The organism is Streptomyces sp. NPDC018026 (genome assembly GCF_044327745.1).
GTDB classification, from domain to species: Bacteria; Actinomycetota; Actinomycetes; order Streptomycetales; family Streptomycetaceae; genus Streptomyces; species Streptomyces rubrogriseus.
Map to the genome: position 1 here is coordinate 112,332 of NZ_JBIRFY010000016.1, position 16,302 is coordinate 128,633.

14 protein-coding genes are annotated in these 16,302 nt (G+C 72.4%); 6 read left to right on the forward strand and 8 right to left on the reverse strand.

Annotation, left to right across the window (positions count from 1 at the left end; genetic code table 11):
* Together xdhB and ACH4D3_RS35050 are read right to left on the reverse strand one after the other, a co-directional pair.
* On the reverse strand, nucleotides 1–2,424 hold the full coding sequence (gene xdhB / locus ACH4D3_RS35045; protein WP_398330902.1) for a xanthine dehydrogenase molybdopterin binding subunit: 2,424 nt from the start codon (nucleotides 2,422–2,424) through the stop codon (nucleotides 1–3).
* Complete coding sequence (locus tag ACH4D3_RS35050; protein ID WP_398330905.1) at nucleotides 2,421–3,929, reverse strand: xanthine dehydrogenase small subunit; 1,509 nt, start codon at nucleotides 3,927–3,929, stop codon at nucleotides 2,421–2,423. Before ACH4D3_RS35050 ends, xdhB begins: the two co-directional genes overlap by 4 nt.
* Before the next feature lie 550 nt (nucleotides 3,930–4,479).
* Between ACH4D3_RS35050 and ACH4D3_RS35055 the strand changes: the two genes are divergently transcribed.
* On the forward strand, nucleotides 4,480–7,749 hold the full coding sequence (locus ACH4D3_RS35055) for a tetratricopeptide repeat protein (RefSeq protein WP_398330908.1): 3,270 nt from the start codon (nucleotides 4,480–4,482) through the stop codon (nucleotides 7,747–7,749).
* 54 nt (nucleotides 7,750–7,803) lie between these two features.
* Here the strand turns inward: ACH4D3_RS35055 and ACH4D3_RS35060 are convergent, their stop codons facing one another.
* Together ACH4D3_RS35060 and mca are read right to left on the reverse strand one after the other, a co-directional pair.
* A complete protein-coding gene (locus ACH4D3_RS35060; protein ID WP_398330910.1) occupies nucleotides 7,804–8,040 on the reverse strand; it encodes a hypothetical protein in 237 nt (78 codons plus the stop codon).
* Nucleotides 8,033–8,893: a mycothiol conjugate amidase Mca gene (gene mca / locus ACH4D3_RS35065; RefSeq protein ID WP_398331041.1), complete on the reverse strand. Its 861-nt coding sequence runs from the start codon at nucleotides 8,891–8,893 to the stop codon at nucleotides 8,033–8,035. Before mca ends, ACH4D3_RS35060 begins: the two co-directional genes overlap by 8 nt.
* A 151-nt stretch (nucleotides 8,894–9,044) precedes the next feature.
* On the opposite strand from mca, the gene ACH4D3_RS35070 reads away from it, so the two are divergent.
* Complete coding sequence (locus ACH4D3_RS35070; protein ID WP_398330913.1) at nucleotides 9,045–9,443, forward strand: DUF4307 domain-containing protein; 399 nt, start codon at nucleotides 9,045–9,047, stop codon at nucleotides 9,441–9,443.
* A 191-nt stretch (nucleotides 9,444–9,634) separates the two neighbouring features.
* On the forward strand, nucleotides 9,635–10,132 hold the full coding sequence (gene greA, locus ACH4D3_RS35075; protein ID WP_115743918.1) for a transcription elongation factor GreA: 498 nt from the start codon (nucleotides 9,635–9,637) through the stop codon (nucleotides 10,130–10,132).
* 101 nt (nucleotides 10,133–10,233) lie between these two features.
* On the opposite strand, the gene ACH4D3_RS35080 is transcribed toward greA, so the two are convergent.
* The 3 genes from ACH4D3_RS35080 to ilvA all read right to left on the reverse strand — a co-directional run bounded on the left by ACH4D3_RS35080 (nucleotide 10,234) and on the right by ilvA (nucleotide 13,485).
* Nucleotides 10,234–11,091: an ABC transporter permease gene (locus tag ACH4D3_RS35080; protein WP_398330916.1), complete on the reverse strand. Its 858-nt coding sequence runs from the start codon at nucleotides 11,089–11,091 to the stop codon at nucleotides 10,234–10,236.
* Nucleotides 11,088–12,095: an ATP-binding cassette domain-containing protein gene (locus ACH4D3_RS35085; RefSeq protein WP_398330919.1), complete on the reverse strand. Its 1,008-nt coding sequence runs from the start codon at nucleotides 12,093–12,095 to the stop codon at nucleotides 11,088–11,090. The genes ACH4D3_RS35080 and ACH4D3_RS35085 overlap by 4 nt, the downstream gene beginning before the upstream one ends.
* Nucleotides 12,096–12,255: 160 nt before the next feature.
* Nucleotides 12,256–13,485: a threonine ammonia-lyase gene (gene ilvA / locus ACH4D3_RS35090; protein WP_398330922.1), complete on the reverse strand. Its 1,230-nt coding sequence runs from the start codon at nucleotides 13,483–13,485 to the stop codon at nucleotides 12,256–12,258.
* A gap of 163 nt (nucleotides 13,486–13,648) precedes the next feature.
* On the opposite strand from ilvA, the gene ACH4D3_RS35095 reads away from it, so the two are divergent.
* From ACH4D3_RS35095 to ACH4D3_RS35105, 3 genes are all read left to right on the forward strand, one after another.
* Nucleotides 13,649–14,155: a MarR family winged helix-turn-helix transcriptional regulator gene (locus ACH4D3_RS35095; protein ID WP_398331044.1), complete on the forward strand. Its 507-nt coding sequence runs from the start codon at nucleotides 13,649–13,651 to the stop codon at nucleotides 14,153–14,155.
* A gap of 153 nt (nucleotides 14,156–14,308) precedes the next feature.
* The gene (locus ACH4D3_RS35100) at nucleotides 14,309–14,815 is read left to right on the forward strand and encodes a sigma factor-like helix-turn-helix DNA-binding protein (protein WP_398330924.1); all 507 of its coding nucleotides are present in this window, start codon (nucleotides 14,309–14,311) and stop codon (nucleotides 14,813–14,815) included.
* Between the two features lie 46 nt (nucleotides 14,816–14,861).
* Entirely contained in the window at nucleotides 14,862–15,119 is a 258-nt protein-coding gene (locus tag ACH4D3_RS35105; RefSeq protein WP_356860379.1) for a hypothetical protein, read from the forward strand.
* Nucleotides 15,120–15,138: 19 nt separating this feature from the next.
* On the opposite strand, the gene ACH4D3_RS35110 is transcribed toward ACH4D3_RS35105, so the two are convergent.
* The gene (locus tag ACH4D3_RS35110; RefSeq protein ID WP_398330927.1) at nucleotides 15,139–16,293 is read right to left on the reverse strand and encodes a cystathionine gamma-synthase; all 1,155 of its coding nucleotides are present in this window, start codon (nucleotides 16,291–16,293) and stop codon (nucleotides 15,139–15,141) included.
* Between the last annotated feature and the right edge of the window lie 9 nt (nucleotides 16,294–16,302).

A 16,302-nucleotide genomic window follows, 5' to 3' on the forward strand; every position in this document is an offset into this window, starting at 1 on the left:
TCAGGCACCGCTCAGCGCTTCCACGCCGGTGCGGACCGCGCCGTCGTCGTCGGATGCCGCCGCGCCGTGAGTGCGGCCGTTCCCCGCGGTGCCGCCCTGGCGGGCCGACTCGATCGCCCAGTACACCGCCTCCGGTGTGGCGGGCGAGGCCAGCTCGACGGCCGTCCCCCTCGGCCCGAACGCGGCGGCCGCCTGCCGCAGCGCCTCGCGCACCGAGAACGCCAGCATCAGCGGGGGTTCACCCACCGCCTTGGAGCCGAACACCGCCCCTTCCTCGGTGGCGTTCTCCAGGAGGGTGACGTTGAACTCCTCGGGCATCTCCGAGAAGCTCGGCAGCTTGTACGTGCTGGCGGCCTGGGTCAGCAGCCGGCCCCGGTGCGGGCCGTCACCGGTGTCCCAGCGCAGGTCCTCCAGGGTCAGCCAGCCCGCGCCCTGCACGAAACCGCCCTCGACCTGGCCGATGTCGATCAGCGGGGACAGGCTGTCGCCGACGTCGTGCACGATGTCCACCCGGCGGATGCGGTAGGCGCCGGTGAAGCCGTCCACCTCCACCTCGGTCGCGGCGGCGCCGATGGCGAAGTACTTGAACGGCGACCCCCGGAACGTCTGGGCGTCCCAGTGCAGCCCCTCGGTCCGGTAGTAGCCGGCCGCGGAGAGCTGGACCCGCTGGAAGTACGCGGTGCGCACCAGGTCGTCCCAGGCCAGCTCCCGGTCGCTGCCCAGGGTGCGCGCGACGCCCTCGACGATGCGCACGTCGGAGGCGTTCGTGCCGAGCTGCGAGGCGGCCACCCGCAGCAGCCGTTCGCGCAGTTGCTCGCAGGCGTTCTTCACCGCCCCGCCGTTCAGGTCGGCCCCGGAACTGGCCGCGGTGGCGGAGGTGTTGGGCACCTTGTCGGTCCGGGTCGGGGCGAGGCGCACCTTGTGCAGCGGGATGCCCAGCGTGGTCGCGGCCACCTGGAGCATCTTGGTGTGCAGGCCCTGGCCCATCTCGGTGCCGCCGTGGTTGATCAGGACGGAGCCGTCCTTGTAGATCAGCACCAGCGCGCCGCCCTGGTTGAAGGCGGTGAGGTTGAACGAGATGCCGAACTTCACGCCGGTGATCGCGAGGGCCCGTTTGGTGTGCGGGTGCGCGGCGTTGAAGGCGGCGATCTCGCGCTCGCGGTCGGCGAAGCCCGCCTTGTCCTGGACCTGCTGCCAGACGGCGGCGATCCGCTCGGGCTGGGTGACCGGCTGACCGTACGGGGTCGTCTGGCCCTGGCCCGGCCGGTAGAAGTTGCGTTCCCGCAGCTCCTTGGCGTCCACGCCGAGCCGGGGCGCGCAGCGGCCCAGGATGTCCTCGATCACCAGCATGCCCTGGGGTCCGCCGAAGCCGCGGAAGGCGGTGTTGGAGACCGTGTTGGTCTTCGCGATGCGCCCGGCGACACGGGCGTTGGGGATCCAGTAGGTGTTGTCGATGTGGCACAGTGCCCGGGCGAGCACCGGCTCGGACAGGTCCAGGCTCCAGCCGCCGTCCGCGGTGAGCGTGGCGTCGAGGGCCTGGATGCGGCCCTCGGCGTCGAAGCCGATCCGCCAGGTGGCGTGGAACCCGTGCCGCTTGCCGGACATGGTCAGGTCCTGGGTGCGGTTCAGCCGGAACCGCACCGGGCGGCCGGTCAGCCTGGCCCCGAGCGCGGCGACGGCAGCGAACCCGTGCGGCTGCATCTCCTTGCCGCCGAAGCCGCCGCCCATCCGCAGACACTGCACGGTCACCTCGTGGGCGGGCACCCCGAGCACGTGCGAGACGATCTCCTGGGTCTCGGACGGGTGCTGGGTGCTGCTCTGGATGAACACCTGCCCGTTCTCGTCGACCTGGGCGAGGGCCGCGTGGGTCTCCAGGTAGAAGTGCTCCTGGCCGGAGAACTGGAACTCGCCGGTGAACACGTGGGCCGAGTCGGCGAAGCCCGCGTCGACGTCGCCGTGCGTCATGACCGGCCGGGCGCCGTGGTAGCTGTCCGCCGCGATGGCGTCCTGGAGCGTGATCAGGGAGGGCAGTTCCTCGATGTCCACCTCCACGGCCGCCGCGCCGGTCCTGGCCGCCTCCAGCGTCTCGCCGAGCACCCAGGCGACCGCGTGGCCGTGGAACATGACCTCGTCGGGGAAGAGCGGTTCGTCGTGCTTCATGCCGGCGTCGTTGACGCCGGGCACGTCGGCGCCGGTCAGCACCCGTACGACGCCGGGCACCGCGAGAGCGGCCTCGGTGCGTACCGCGGTGACCCGGCCGTGGGCCTTCATCACCTGGACGGGGTAGGCGTGCAGCACGTCCTTGGTGCGCTGGACCAGGTCGTCGGTGTACAGCGCGGCACCGGTGACGTGCTGGACGGCACTCTCGTGCGGCATGGAGAGGCCGACGACGGGCTTCTCGGGACGCTCGGACAGGTGGCTCATGACGGCACCGCCTCGGTGGTCTGTGCGTGCAGCTTCAGCAGGCTCTGGCCGAGCATCGCGGCCCGGTAGCCGGCGCTGGCCCGGTGGTCGCTCATCGGCGTGCCCTCGCCCCGCAGCACCTCGGCCGCGGCCTCGGCGGTCCCGGTGGTCCAGGGCCGGCCCTCCAGGGCGGCCTCGGTGGCGAGCGCGCGGACCGGGGTGGCGGCCACGCCGCCGAGCCCGATGCGGGCCTTGCGGACGGTACCGCCCTCGACGTCGAGCGCGAAGGCGACCGCCACGCTGGAGATGTCGTCGAAGCGCCGCTTGGCGATCTTGTGGAAGGCGGTGACCGGCGACAGCGGCAGCGGCAGGCGCACGGCGCGGATCAGCTCGCCGGGACGGCGCACGCTCTGCCGGTAGCCGGTGAAGTAGTCGGCCAGCGGGACCTCGCGCTCCCCGTCGGCGTCGGCGAGCACCAGCGACGCCTCCAGCGCGAGCAGCACCGGCGGGCTGTCGCCGATGGGCGAGCCGGTGCCCAGGTTGCCGCCGAGGGTCGCGCCGTTTCGGATCAGCCGGGACGCGAACTGCGGGAACAGCTGCGCCAGCAGCGGGACGCTGCCGTCCAGGCGGCGTTCGATCTCGGTGAGCGTGAGCGCCGCCCCGATCTCGACATGGTCGGACTCCACCCGCAGCTCGCGCAGTTCGGGCAGCCAGTCGACGGCGACCACGCAATCGGCCCGCCGGGAGCGGATGTTGACCTCGACGCCCCAGTCGGTGCTGCCCGCGACCACCACCGCGTCGGGCCGCTCGCGCAGCAGCCGCAGGGTCTCGGCCAGGGTGCCGCGGCGCAGGAAGGCGCTGTCGTCCTGGCGGTATTCGGTGGCGACCGGCGCGGGCGGGTCCTGCTCGCGGCGCCGGGCCAGCGGGTCCTCGTCGGTGGGCGTGCCGACGGCGAAGGCGGCGTCGCGGATCGGCCGGTAGCCGGTGCAGCGGCACAGGTTGCCGCTGAGCGCGTGCAGGTCGAAGCCGTTCGGACCGTGCTCGGCGTCGCCGCCGCCGCGGCTGTCGCCGTTGTCGCCGCCGTCGGCACCGCTCGGGTTCGCGCCCCGGTCCCCGTGGGCGCAGCGGTCGGGCCGGTAGTACTCGGCCGCCATGCTGCAGACGAAGCCCGGCGTGCAGTAGCCGCACTGGGAGCCGCCGCGGACCGCCATCTCCTCCTGCACCGGGTGCAGGACGGGCGGCGTGCCGGGGGCCTCGACGGTGGCGAGGCCCTCGGAGGTGACGACCTCCTGTCCGTCGAGCGCCGCGACCGGGACCAGGCAGGCGTTGACCGGCACCCAGTCGGTGGGCTTGTTCACCCCCGGGCGGGCCACCAGGACCGAACAGGCGCCGCACTCGCCCTCCGCGCAGCCCTCCTTGGTGCCGGTGAGGCCGCGCTCGCGCAGGAAGTCGAGCACCGTGGTGTGCGGGGCGGCCGGTGCGATCGGTGCTTCTTTTCCATTGACGGTGATCCGTGCCGTCACCATGACAGACCTTCATTTCGACGCGGGGCGGGTCGATTCGGAACAGGTCGATTCATCATGTTCGCCAATTTCGGGCAGCCTTCTGTGTTCGGGCGCGCCGCGCAAGAAATAGCCGGCGCAGATCGGCACGCGACAGGGCATGCCGTGACGTGGTGAAAGTGAGGGAGAAACCCGGAATGTGCCGCGCGAGGGCACAGTGGAACGGCGTGTCAGCAGCCGTGCGCGACCCGACCCGAAACCCACACCGTGCGGCGGGCGAGGCGGCTCAGGTCAGAGTTGGTGTACATCTGCCGGTCGCCTCCTGTCGGTAGTCATGGGTCTGCTTCCCTCGCAAATTAGTGGGTGGGGCACCGGGGGTCAAGAGCGGAATTCGTCGTTTTCTCGGGCCGGTGCGAATCAGCCCTCCCCAGGTTCTCCTCGTCGCAGGACACTTGACCCACGCACAACCGGGGAAGGACCCGGGGACGGGCCGGAAGGCCCCTGGGACGCTTGGGGCCACCGGGGCGCCCGGGGCGACCCGGCAGGACACCGATGCCGCCGGAGGGGGCGCGACATGCGGGACAGTCATCGGGCGGAGGCCGAAGGGCTGCTCAAGCGGGCCGTGGAGGAGGAGGTACGGCGCTCGGGCGGACGCACGGACGGGAACGTCCTGCTCTCCCGGGCCCGCGCGGCGCTGGACGCGATGGCGGGGACGGCCGGCGAGGAGTACTCGGCCTACACGCACGCCCTCGACGAGGCGGCGGCCGGGCAGCTCACCTTCCGCCAGCGCTACGCCCGTGAGGGCGCCGGCACTCCCCTGCTGGTGGCCGCCGTGGCCGCGGTCGCCGCGGCGGTGGCCGACATGGCGCTGGGCACCGGCACCGGCACCGCGGTGGGCGCGGGCGTGACGGTCGGGGTCGTCGGCGCGGCGGCGACCGTGGTCAAGGTGGTCGGGGCGCATGTGCCGGCCGCCCACCACCGGGCCGGGGCGGTCAGCCAGCCCGGCGGGCCCGAGCAGCTGCGGCTGCAGTGGCTCACCGCGCTGGAGGTGCGCGGCATCCGGCCGTTCCTGGACCAGCAGCGGATGCTCGCCGCGTCCACCGGGCCGGCCAAGACCGGGCCGAAGCTGCGGGGTGCGGACAAGAGCGCGGCCGCCCGGGGACGCAGCGCGCTGGAGCAGTCTTTCGGCCAACTGCCCGAACCGGAGGGCGCGTTCGCGGGCCGTCGGGCGGAGATGGGACGGCTGCGGCAGTGGGTGCAGGCGGCCCGCGCGAGCACGGAGACCAAACCGACGGTGGTGGTGCTGCACGGGGCGCCCGGCAGCGGCCGTACGACGCTCGCGGTCCGGGCCGTCCACGAGCTGCGGGACTACTTCCGCGGGGCCTGCCTGGTCGACCTGCGCGGGGCCGGGTCCGGGTCCGCGGCGGGCGGCGGCGGGGCGGGCGGCGCGGGAGCCGGCGGACCGGGGTCGGCCGGATCCGTGGAGGGCGGGGAGTCGCCGCTGAGCACCCGGGACGCCCTGCTGCACCTGCTGAATCGGCTCGGGGCGCCGCGCGAGCAGCTGCTGTTCCGGGAGCGCTCCTCCGCGGACCAGCAGGTCAAGCGGCTCAGCGAGCTGTACCACCAGCATCTGACGGGCGTCCCGGTCACCGTCGTCCTCGACGACGCCTCGGACCCCGAGCAGGTGCGCACGCTGGTGCCGGAGCGGTCGGACAGCCTGGTGCTGGTCACCGCGCGCCAGGCGCTGCGGCTCCCGCCCGACCTGCCCGCCCGGGTGTACGACCTGCCCGTGGAGGCGCTGGACGCGGCGGGCGCGGAGGAGCTGCTGGGCTCCGCCGCCGAGGACGCGTCGGGGCCGTACGACGCCGAGTCCAGCGAGCAGATCCGGCAGCTGTGCGGCGGGCTGCCGCTGGCGCTGCGGATCGCCGGGTCGTCGCTGGGCCCGCGCTCGCCGCGCGCGCTGGCGACCGACCTGGCCGCCTACGGCCCGGTGGAGCCGGTCGAGCGGGCGCTGTGGCTGCGCTACACCGACCAGTCGGAGCCCGCCCGGCGGCTGCTGCGCCGGCTGGCGCTGGCGGGGCGCACCTCGCTGGGTGCCGCGGCCGCGGCCGCGCTGCTGGCCACGGACGAGACGGAGGCGAACCGGCAGCTCGCGGCGCTGTCGCGGGCGGGACTGATCGACCATGTCCGGGGCAGTCGCTACCGCCTGCACGACGTGGTGCGCGCCTTCGCCCGTGCCCGCCTCGCCGACGAGGAGGAGCCCGGCGAGCGGACGGCCGCGCAGGAACGGCTCATCGCCAACTACGCCGAGCTGGCCGACTCCGTGCTGCGCCTGGTCGACGGCAACATGTCGACCCGCTCCAACCAGTTCGGGCAGTACGGCTTCACATCCGTGGACGAGGCGCTGCGCTGGCTGGACGACGAGTCGAGCTTCATCACGGCGGCGCTCAGGCACGCGGAGGGCGTCGACCAGGGCGCGGTGCTGAACCTGCTGGGCGCGCTGTGCGACTACTGCCTGCTGCGGGGCGACCTGTACCGGCTGGGTGAGATCAGCGAGCTGGCGCAGTCCGTGGACCAGGGGCTGCTGGTGCGCTCGGTGCAGTGGCGCACCGGTATCGCGGCGCGGCAGCTGGGCGACCTGGACAAGGCGCGCACGACGCTGGCGTCCGTGGTCGACCTGTACCGGGACGCCCACCACGACGCCGGTGCGGCGCGGGCCCTGTGCTCGCTGGGGATCACACTGCACCACCAGGGCAACCTGACCGACGCGGCGGCCAAGCTCCAGGAGGCGCTGGACCTCCAGGCCGCGCCGGAGCTGGCCACGGACCGGGCGTGGACGCTGCACGCGCTGGCGGCGGTGCAGCGCGACCGGGCCCGGCTGGCCGAGGCGCTGGAGCTGCTCACCGAGTCACTGGTGCTGCACCGCGCGGGTGAGTCGGTGCACGGCCAGGCGTGGGCCCACTTCCAGCTCGGCCAGCTGCACCTGCGCATGGGTGACGTGCCGGGGGCGGAGACGGACCTGCGGGTGGCCCTCGACCTGTACGGCCGTACCCAGGACGCCCGCGGCGAGGCCTGGGCGCTGACCCAGCTGGCGCGGGCCCGGCTGGTGGACGGGGACGTGTCCGCGGCGGTGGAGGGGCTGCGACGGGCGGAGACCCGGCACCGGGAGAACGCGGACGCGCGCGGCAAGGCGTGGAGCATCTACTACCTGGGCCAGGCGCTGGAGGAGACGGGCGCCCTGGACCAGTCGGTGCGCGCACTGGAACGCTCGCGCACGATGTTCTCCCGGATGCGGGACGTGTACGGCTTGGCCTGCGCCCGGCACCACTCGGCGCGGGTCACCCGGGACCAGCGGGCCGCCCAGACCGGCTCGCTGCGCAACTCCGGCTTCGCCCGGCAGCTCCTGGTCGACGCGCGCGCCGACTTCCAGCGCATCGGCGTCGGGCACGGCGAGGCGTGGACGTGCCTGGAGCTGGCGGTCGTGGACGCGGGCAACGCCCGTACGCCGCAGGCGCTGGCCCTGTGCGACGAGGCCGCCGCGCTGTTCGCCGGGTACGGCGACCGGCGGGGCGAGGACTGGGCCCGCTTCCTGCGCTGCACGCTGCTGCCCTACGCCGCCCCGGGCGGGGTGGAGATCGGCACGGCGGTGGCGCAGGAGGAGCTGGCCCAGCTGTCCCGCGCCCGCCATCCCGCCCGTGACACCAAGCTGGACGACTACGTGGACGCCTACCAGCTCCTGCTGGAGCGCGGCGTACAGCTGGAGGCGGGCTGGCAGGCCTGGCGCCTGGGCATGGTCCCGGGCCGCCAGGCGCGGGAGGTGATGGGCGTGGCGGTCACGGCCTGAGGCCGGGGCCGCCCGCCCTTGGGCCGTGCCCGCCCTCGGGCCGGCCGACCGGGGTCAGCCCCGCTGGGGCTTCGCCTCGGGGCCGCCGGCGGCGTCCTGCTCCGCCGGCTCCTTGAAGTCCACCTTGCCCATGTGCCGGTTCATGGACTTCATCAGACCCCACACCGCCAGGGCCATCACCGCGAAGACGATGAAGCCGAGGACACCGGGGGTGACCTTGTCCTCGTCGAGCTCGGCGAGGGTGACGAGGTGCGTCATTGCCAGGCTTGCGCTTGCACTCATGTCAGGCATTGTCCCGGATGCCCGCGAAGAGGTCGTCCTCGGGGAGGGAGGTTGCCACGAGGGACTTGGCCAGCTCGTACTCCTCGGTCGGCCAGACCTCCTTCTGGATCTCCATCGGCACCCGGAACCAGCCCCCCTCGGGGTCGATCTGCGTGGCGTGCGCGATCAGCGCCTTGTCGCGGATCTCGAAGAAGTCCGCGCAGGGCACGTGCGTGGTGAGGGTGCGCTCCTTGCGCTCGAACTCCGACCAGCGCTTGAGCCAGTCCTCGTAGGGCGACTCCAGGCCGCGGTCCAGCAGCGCGTGGTGCAGCGCCTCGGTGCGGGGCCGGTTGAAGCCCTGGTTGTAGTAGACCTTCAGCGGCTGGTACGCCGTCCCGTACTCGGCCTCCGGGTACTTCTCGGTGTCCGCCGCGCCCTCGAACGCCACCATCGTGATCTTGTGGGTCATGATGTGGTCGGGGTGCGGGTAGCCGCCGTTCTCGTCGTAGGTGGTGATCACCTGGGGCCGGAAGGAGCGGATCTTCCGCACCAGCTCACCGGCCGCCTTGTCGACGTCCTCCAGGGCGAAGCAGCCCTCCGGCAGCGGCGGCAGCGGGTCGCCCTCGGGCAGCCCGGAGTCGACGAAGCCGAGCCACTCCTGCCCCACGCCCAGGATCTCCCGGGCCTCGTCCATCTCCTTCTTGCGCACCTCGTGGATGTTCTCCTCGATGTACGCGTCCCCCTGGAGCTTCGGGTTGAGGATGGAGCCGCGCTCCCCGCCCGTGCAGGTCACCACCAGCACGTCCACCCCCTCGGACACGTACTTCGCCATGGTGGCCGCGCCCTTGCTCGACTCGTCGTCGGGGTGGGCGTGAACGGCCATCAGTCGCAGCTGGTCAGTCAAGACTCAATCCTCGGTCAGTCGGCGCCCCGGCGTGCAGCGGCGCAATCGCAGGCTTCTATAGTGACCGAATCGGGAGCGGAATAATTCCGGGGCCCGAGAACCCGGACCCGCTCCCGCGGAGAGGACGATCATGAGTACGGCGAGCACGCGGACTCCCCAGGGCCGCTACGGCCGCTCCTCGGACGAGCAGGCCGACCGCACGCTCAAGATCGTCGGCGCCGTGCTCGGCGCGCTCCTGCTCGCGCTGATCGGCTGGTTCGGCTACCACTACGTCGGTCAGAACAAGATCAGCGGCGAGCTGATCGGCTTCGAGCTCGCCGAGGACTCGGTGCAGGTGCACCTGGAGGTCCGCAAGGACTCCGGCGTCACCGGCTACTGCACGGTGCGCTCCCAGGCGGAGGACGGCGACGAGGTGGGCCGGGCCGACTTCCGCTTCGACGGGGACGACACCCGCATCGACAAGGTCGTCACGCTGCGGACCAAGGCCGCCGGGACGACGGCCGAGCTGCTCGGCTGCCATCCGGAGTGATCCGGCGAGCCCCGGGCGAGCCTCACCGGTGCCAATACCTGCCACCTGACCTGCGGTGACAGGAATCTGGCGGCTTATGTCCTCCCCCTTTGGCCACTGAATTGTTAGGCTCGTGGTTTCGCCCTTCCGTGAAGGAACATCCTTCTGGGTAGGGCGTTGATTTGTATTCCCAGTACCAACGAGGAGCACCCGTGACCCAGACCAGCGAGAACGTCACCTGGCTGACCCAGGAGGCGTACAACAAGCTCAAGGAGGAGCTTGAATACCTTACTGGTCCTGCGCGCACCGAGATCTCTGCCAAGATCGCCGCGGCTCGCGAGGAGGGGGACCTGCGTGAGAACGGCGGGTACCACGCGGCGAAGGAGGAGCAGGGCAAGCAGGAGCTCCGCGTGCGCCAGCTGACCCAGCTGCTGGAGAGCGCCAAGGTGGGCGAGGCCCCGGCCGCCGACGGCGTCGTGGCGCCCGGCATGGTCGTCACGATCGCCTTCGACGGCGACGAGGACGACACGCTGACCTTCCTGCTCGCCTCGCGCGAGTACGCGAGCTCGGACATCGAGACGTACTCGCCGCAGTCCCCGCTCGGCTCGGGCGTCCTCGGCCACAAGGTCGGCGACGACGCGCAGTACGAGCTGCCCAACGGCAAGCCGGCCTCGGTGAAGATCCTCAAGGCCGAGCCGTACAACGGCTGACCCGCAGCCCAGCGCCGACGAGCCCCCGGTGTCCCCGTGACGCCGGGGGCTCGTCGGCGTCCTGCCGTCTTGCCGACTGGCCGTCCCTCTCGACTTCGCCGTCAGCCGGCCGCTCTGCGGTACTTGCGCACCGCCAGAGTCCTGAAGATCAGGACGATCACGATCGAGTAGGTGAGCGTCGCCCAGACCGGGTGCTGCATGGGCCAGGCGTCCGACTGCACGACGCCCGGGTTCCCGAACAGCTCACGGCACGCCTGGACGACCGCGCTGAACGGGTTCCACTCGGCGACATGGCGGAGCCACGGCGTCATCTGGGTGGGGTCGACGAAGGCGTTGGACACGAAGGTGACGGGGAACAGCCAGATGATCCCTCCGGAGGTCGCCGCCTCCGGCGTCCGGACGGACAGGCCGATCAGGGCACCGATCCACGTGAAGGCGTACCCCAGGAGCAGAAGCAGCCCGAAGCCCGCGAGCACCCTCCCGATGTTGGTCGGCTCCGCCGACCCGGTACGCCAGCCCACGAGCAGCGCGACGATCGCCAGGACGAGCAGGGTGATCGACGTCTGCACCAGGTCCGCGACCGTCCGCCCGGTCAGCACCGCGCCTCGCGCCATCGGCAGGGACCGGAAGCGGTCGACGAGTCCCTTCTGCATGTCGTCGGCGATACCGGCCGCCGATCCGGCGGTGGCGAAGGTGACGGTCTGCGCGAAGATGCCCGCCATCAGGAAGTCCTTGTAGACGTCCGAGTCGGTGGTGCTGCCGACCTTGATGGAACCGCCGAAGACGTACGTGAAGAGGATGACGAACATCACCGGCTGGATGATCCCGAACAGGACCATCTCCGGGATCCGGGTCATCCGGATCAGGTTTCTGCGGGCGATGACCAGCGAGTCCCGGACGGACTGGCCGATGGGGTGGGTGGACGCCGCGACCGGCGCGGCGTCGGTGGCGGCGCTCACTTGGCGGTCTCCTTCTCCTGCTCGTGGTCGGCGTCGTCCGCCGAGCCGTTCGCCTCGTCCGCCACCTCGGCCACGTGGCCGGTGAGGGAGAGGAAGACGTCGTCGAGGGTGGGGCGGCGCAGGCCGATGTCGTCGATCTCGATACCGCGGACGTCGAGCTCGCGGATGACCTCGGCGAGCAGCTTCGCGCCGCCCGTGACGGGGACGGTCAGCTTGCGGGTGTGCTCCTCGACCGTGGTCGAGCCCTTGCCGAATCCGGCGAGCACCTCGGAGGCGGTCGCTATGCGGCCGCGGTCGTGCACCACGACCTCGACGCGCTCTCCCCCGGTGCGGGCCTTGAGCTGGTCGGAGGTGCCCCGGGCGATGACGCGGCCGTGGTCGACGACCGCGATGTCGTGCGCGAGGTGATCGGCCTCTTCCAGGTACTGCGTGGTGAGCAGGAGGGTCGTACCGCCCGCGACCAGCTGCTTGATGACCTCCCACAGCTCCTGCCGGTTGCGCGGGTCGAGGCCGGTCGTGGGTTCGTCCATGAACATGACGGGCGGGGAGACGACCAGGGCGGCCGCCAGGTCGAGCCGGCGCCGCATGCCTCCCGAGTACGTCTTGGTGGGGCGGTCGGCGGCGTCCGAGAGGTGGAACTGGTCGAGCAGCTCGGCGGCCCGCGCCTTCGCGGCCTTGCTCTTCATCTGGTAGAGCTGGCCGACCATGTGCAGGTTCTCGCGGCCGGTCAGGTACTCGTCGACCGCGGCGAACTGGCCGGAGAGGCCGATGGAACGGCGTACCTCGTTGGGCTGCCTGAGGACGTCGATGCCCGCGACGACCGCCTTGCCGCTGTCGGGGCGCAGCAGGGTCGTGAGGCAGCGGACGGCGGTGGTCTTGCCCGCGCCGTTCGGCCCGAGCAGGCCCAGGACCGTGCCCTCGGGAACGTCGAGGTCGACGCCGTCCAGAGCCCTTACGTCACCGAAGGTCTTCACCAGGCCTTCGGCATAGATGGCGCCTGGCATATGAGTCTCCACGTCGTCGGGGATTCTTCGGAAAGCCTAGGTTTGTACGTTTCGCCGCGCTCAGCGAGCGATTTACGACACACCATAACGCGATGTATCGCGTCTCACAATGCAGTTGCTCGAACGAGTGACGAAGTGGCTGCCGGCGCCCCGCCCGGGCTCAGGCGATGACGGTGTAACCCGCTTCCCGCAGCGCGCGGCCGACCTCGGTGCAGTGCTCGGGACCCTTCGTCTCCAGGTGCAGTTCGACCTCCGCCTCCGTGAGCCCGAGCCGCGGATGGGTTCGGACGTGGCTCACATCGAGGACGTTAGCGTCGACCACTGACAACACCCCGAGCAGCGTGGCCAGGGCGCCGGGCCGGTCCGTCAGCCGCAGCCGGACCGCCAGGTAGCGGCCCTGCGCGGCCATGCCGTGCCGCAGCACGCCCTGCATCAGCACCGGGTCCACGTTGCCGCCGGACAGGACCGCCACCACCGGACCCTCGAAGGAGCCCGGCGCGCTCAGCAGCGCCGCCACCGGGCTCGCCCCGGCCGGTTCCACGACCAGCTTGGCCCGCTCCAGACACAGCAGCAGAGCGGTGGACAGCTCGTCCTCGGAGACCGTGCGGACCTCGTCCACCAGCTCGCCGACGATCCCGAACGGCACGTCGCCGGGCCGCCCCACCTTGATCCCGTCGGCCATCGTCGCCGGGTTCTCGACGGCGACCGGGCGCCCGGCGGCCAGCGAGGGCGGGTAGGCGGCCGCGCCCTCCGCCTGCACGCCGACGATCCGCACGTCCGGCCGCAGCGCCTTCACCGCGACCGCGATCCCGGCCGCCAGCCCGCCCCCGCCGATGCCGACCACGACGGTCCGCACCTCGGGGCACTGCTCCAGGATCTCCAGCCCGACCGTGCCCTGGCCCGCGATGACGTCGGGGTGGTCGAAGGGGTGGATGAAGACCGCGCCGGTCCGCTCCGCGTACTCCTGCGCGGCGGCCAGCGTCTCGTCCACCACCTGGCCGTGCAGCCGCACCTCGGCGCCGTAGTCCCGGGTCGCGCTGATCTTCGGCAGCGGCGCCCCCTGCGGCATGAACACCGTCGAGCGCACACCGAGGAGCGACGAGGCCAGCGCGACGCCCTGCGCGTGGTTGCCCGCGCTCGCCGCGACCACGCCCGCGGCCCGCTGCTCGGGCAGCAGCCCGGCGATCCGCACATAGGCGCCGCGCAGCTTGAACGAGCCCGTCCGCTGGAGGTTCTCGCACTTGAGGTGCACCGGGGAGCCGACCAGCTGGGACAGGTGCCTGCTGCCCTCCATGGCCGTCACCCGCGCCACGCCCGAGAGCATCTTCTGGGCTCCGCGCACGTCGTCGAGGGTGACGGGAGCGACGCGGGGGGCAGTGCTGTAGCTCATAGCCTCCAGCATCGCAGTCCACGGGCGCCGTGCGCCGTTGTGACCAAGCTCCGAGACCCGCTTTGCCCAGCGCCGGTACGCCTTGCCGCCCGGCCGCGTACCCTGTCCCCCAATTAGCAGCCCTCCACGAAGTGAGCCCCCGGCCATGCCCACAACACCTGAAATGTCGATGGACATGACGACCGCCGGTGACACCGGTCTTCTCGAGACGCTCCAGCACGAGGTCGCGCTCTTCGCCCGACGCGCCGAACAGACCCGGCTCGGCGGGGTCGGACAGGTGCGCAACTCCATGGACCGCGCCGCCTACCTGCTGCTCAACCGCCTCGACAAAGAAGGCCCGATGGGCGTGAAGGCGCTCGCGGCGAGCATGGGGATCGACTCCTCGACGGTCACCCGGCAGGTGGCCCCGCTCGTCGACACCGGACTCGTCAAGCGGACCTCGCACCCCGAGGACGGACGCGCGGTGGTCCTCCAGCTGTCGCCGCGCGGCGTGACGCGGCTGGAGGAGGTCCGCTCCTCCCGGCGTCAGCTCATGGCCGAGCTGACCCACGACTGGGCGCCGCAGGAGCGCGAGACGTTCTGCGCGCTCCTCGCGCGCTTCAACGGCGCCCTGTCCGCCCGTATGGCCCCGTCCGGCGTGTCGCCCGGCGACGCGCCCTCGGGTTCCTGAACGGCCCTGCACGCCCTCTCCGGAGCGTTCGCCAGCTTTCCAGAACTTTCCGAAGCTTTCCGGAACGGGGTTGGCACCGAACCCTTGACCGGCGGCCCGCCCCTGGCCTGATATGAGACCTCAGGGGTCGTCGCCGTCTGGGCGGGAGGCGCGGTGCGAGAACGGCATGCGTCCCGAAATGCTCGCCGGGCCCGCGAGTTCGAGGCGTTCGTCGCGGGCGCGGCCGGGCGGCTTCTGCACGCCGCCACGCTGCTCACCGCCGAGGCCCCCGACGCCAACCCGCGCGCGCGGCGCCTGCTGGCGCTGAGCCTGGCCCACACGTACGCGGACTGGGACCACCTGCACGGGGAGGACCCGTACGACCGCGCCCGCCAGCACCTGGCCACGCGCTTCGCCCGGGAGGCCTGGCACCGGTACGGCGTTCTCGGCCGGACCCGTCGGCAACCCGCGGGCCCCCTGATCGGGCTCGCCCCGCAGGAACGCCTGCTCCTGGTGCTGAGGCTGTACGAGGGCGTCGCCGAGGAACAGACGGCCGCGCTGCTGGGCCTGCCCGTGGAGCGGGTACGGACGATCTGCGACCGGGCGACCGCCGCTCTGCTGCGCCCGCCGCCGTCGCCCGCCCGCCCGGTGGCGGCGGACGCGAAGGCGGCGACGCCGTGACGGACCCGACGACCGCCACGCGCGCGTGGCGCCCGGGGAGGTGCCGGTGAACCGCCCCCGGCGCGAGGCCGCCGCACGGCAGATCATGGAGCAGTCGCCGCCGCGGGTGCCGCCCGACCTCTACGCGGAGGCCGTCCGCCGAGGCGCCCGCATGCTGCGGCGCAGGACCGCCGCCCGCCGCCTGATGTGGCTGCTGTTGGGCGCCGCGGCCGTGGCGTTCACGGTGTGGGCGCTGACCGTGCAGCCCTGGGTGGAGCCGCCCTCGGAGACAACCCCACCCGTGACCGGCTGGGAGGGCTGGTGAGAGCCCTCCCCCTCAGGGCCTAGCCCAGCGCCTGCTGGAGGTCGGCCAGCAGGTCGTCGGCGTTCTCGATGCCTACCGACAGCCGCACCAGGTCGGCGGGCACCTCCAGGGCGGAGCCCGCCGCGGAGGCGTGCGTCATCCGGCCCGGGTGCTCGATCAGCGACTCGACGCCGCCGAGGGACTCGCCGAGCGTGAAGACCTTCGCGCGGTTGCACACCTCGACGGCGGCCTGCTCGCCGCCCTCGACGCGGAACGACACCATGCCGCCGAACGCCTTCATCTGCTTGGCGGCGACCTCGTGCCCCGGGTGCTCGGGCAGCCCCGGGTACAGCACGCTCGTCACGCGCGCGTGCCGGGAGAGCATGTCGGCGACCTTGGTCGCGTTGTCGCTGTGCCGGTCCATGCGCACGGCGAGGGTCTTGGTGCCGCGCAGCACCAGCCAGGAGTCGAAGGGCCCGGCGACCGCGCCCATCGCGTTCTGGTGGAAGGCCAGCTCCTCGCCCAGCTCCTGGTCGCGCACGATCAACGCGCCGCCGACCACGTCCGAGTGCCCGCCCATGTACTTGGTCAGCGAGTGCACGACGACGTCGGCGCCGAGGGCCAGCGGCTGCTGGAGGTAGGGGGTGGCGAAGGTGTTGTCGACGACGAGCCGGGCGCCGGCGTCCCGGGCGACCTGCGCGATCTGCGCGATGTCGGTGATGCCGAGCAGCGGGTTGGAGGGCGTCTCCACCCACACCGCCTTGGTCTTCGGGGTGAGGGCGGCCCGCACGGCGGCGGCGTCGCTCGTGTCGGCCACGGACCACTCCACGCCCCACCGGGTGGCGACCTTGGCGAAGAGGCGGAAGGTGCCGCCGTACGCGTCGTTCGGGATCACCACGTGGTCGCCGGGGCGCAGCAGCGTACGCAACAGGCAGTCCTCGGCCGCCAGTCCGGACGCGAACGCGAGGCCGCGACGGCCGCCCTCCAGGGCGGCGAGGTTCTCCTCCAGCGCCGTGCGGGTCGGGTTGGCGCTGCGGCTGTACTCGTAGCCGCCGCGCAGCCCGCCGACGCCGTCCTGCTTGTAGGTCGACACCTGATAGATCGGCGGGACGACCGCGCCCGTCAGGGGATCGGCGGTGTTGCCCGCGTGAATCGCGAGCGTCTCGAAGTGCTGACTGATGTGCCTGTCGCTCATGGGCACCGA

Coding starts and splice junctions, on each gene's coding strand:
- xdhB (WP_398330902.1), bottom strand. CDS start 2,424: ATGAGCCACCTGTCCGAGCGTCCCGAGAAGCCCGTCGTCGGCCTCTCC.
- ACH4D3_RS35050 (WP_398330905.1), bottom strand. CDS start 3,929: ATGGTGACGGCACGGATCACCGTCAATGGAAAAGAAGCACCGATCGCA.
- ACH4D3_RS35055 (WP_398330908.1), top strand. CDS start 4,480: ATGCGGGACAGTCATCGGGCGGAGGCCGAAGGGCTGCTCAAGCGGGCC.
- ACH4D3_RS35060 (WP_398330910.1), bottom strand. CDS start 8,040: ATGCCTGACATGAGTGCAAGCGCAAGCCTGGCAATGACGCACCTCGTC.
- mca (WP_398331041.1), bottom strand. CDS start 8,893: ATGGCCGTTCACGCCCACCCCGACGACGAGTCGAGCAAGGGCGCGGCC.
- ACH4D3_RS35070 (WP_398330913.1), top strand. CDS start 9,045: ATGAGTACGGCGAGCACGCGGACTCCCCAGGGCCGCTACGGCCGCTCC.
- ACH4D3_RS35085 (WP_398330919.1), bottom strand. CDS start 12,095: ATGCCAGGCGCCATCTATGCCGAAGGCCTGGTGAAGACCTTCGGTGAC.
- ilvA (WP_398330922.1), bottom strand. CDS start 13,485: ATGAGCTACAGCACTGCCCCCCGCGTCGCTCCCGTCACCCTCGACGAC.
- ACH4D3_RS35095 (WP_398331044.1), top strand. CDS start 13,649: ATGTCGATGGACATGACGACCGCCGGTGACACCGGTCTTCTCGAGACG.
- ACH4D3_RS35110 (WP_398330927.1), bottom strand. CDS start 16,293: ATGAGCGACAGGCACATCAGTCAGCACTTCGAGACGCTCGCGATTCAC.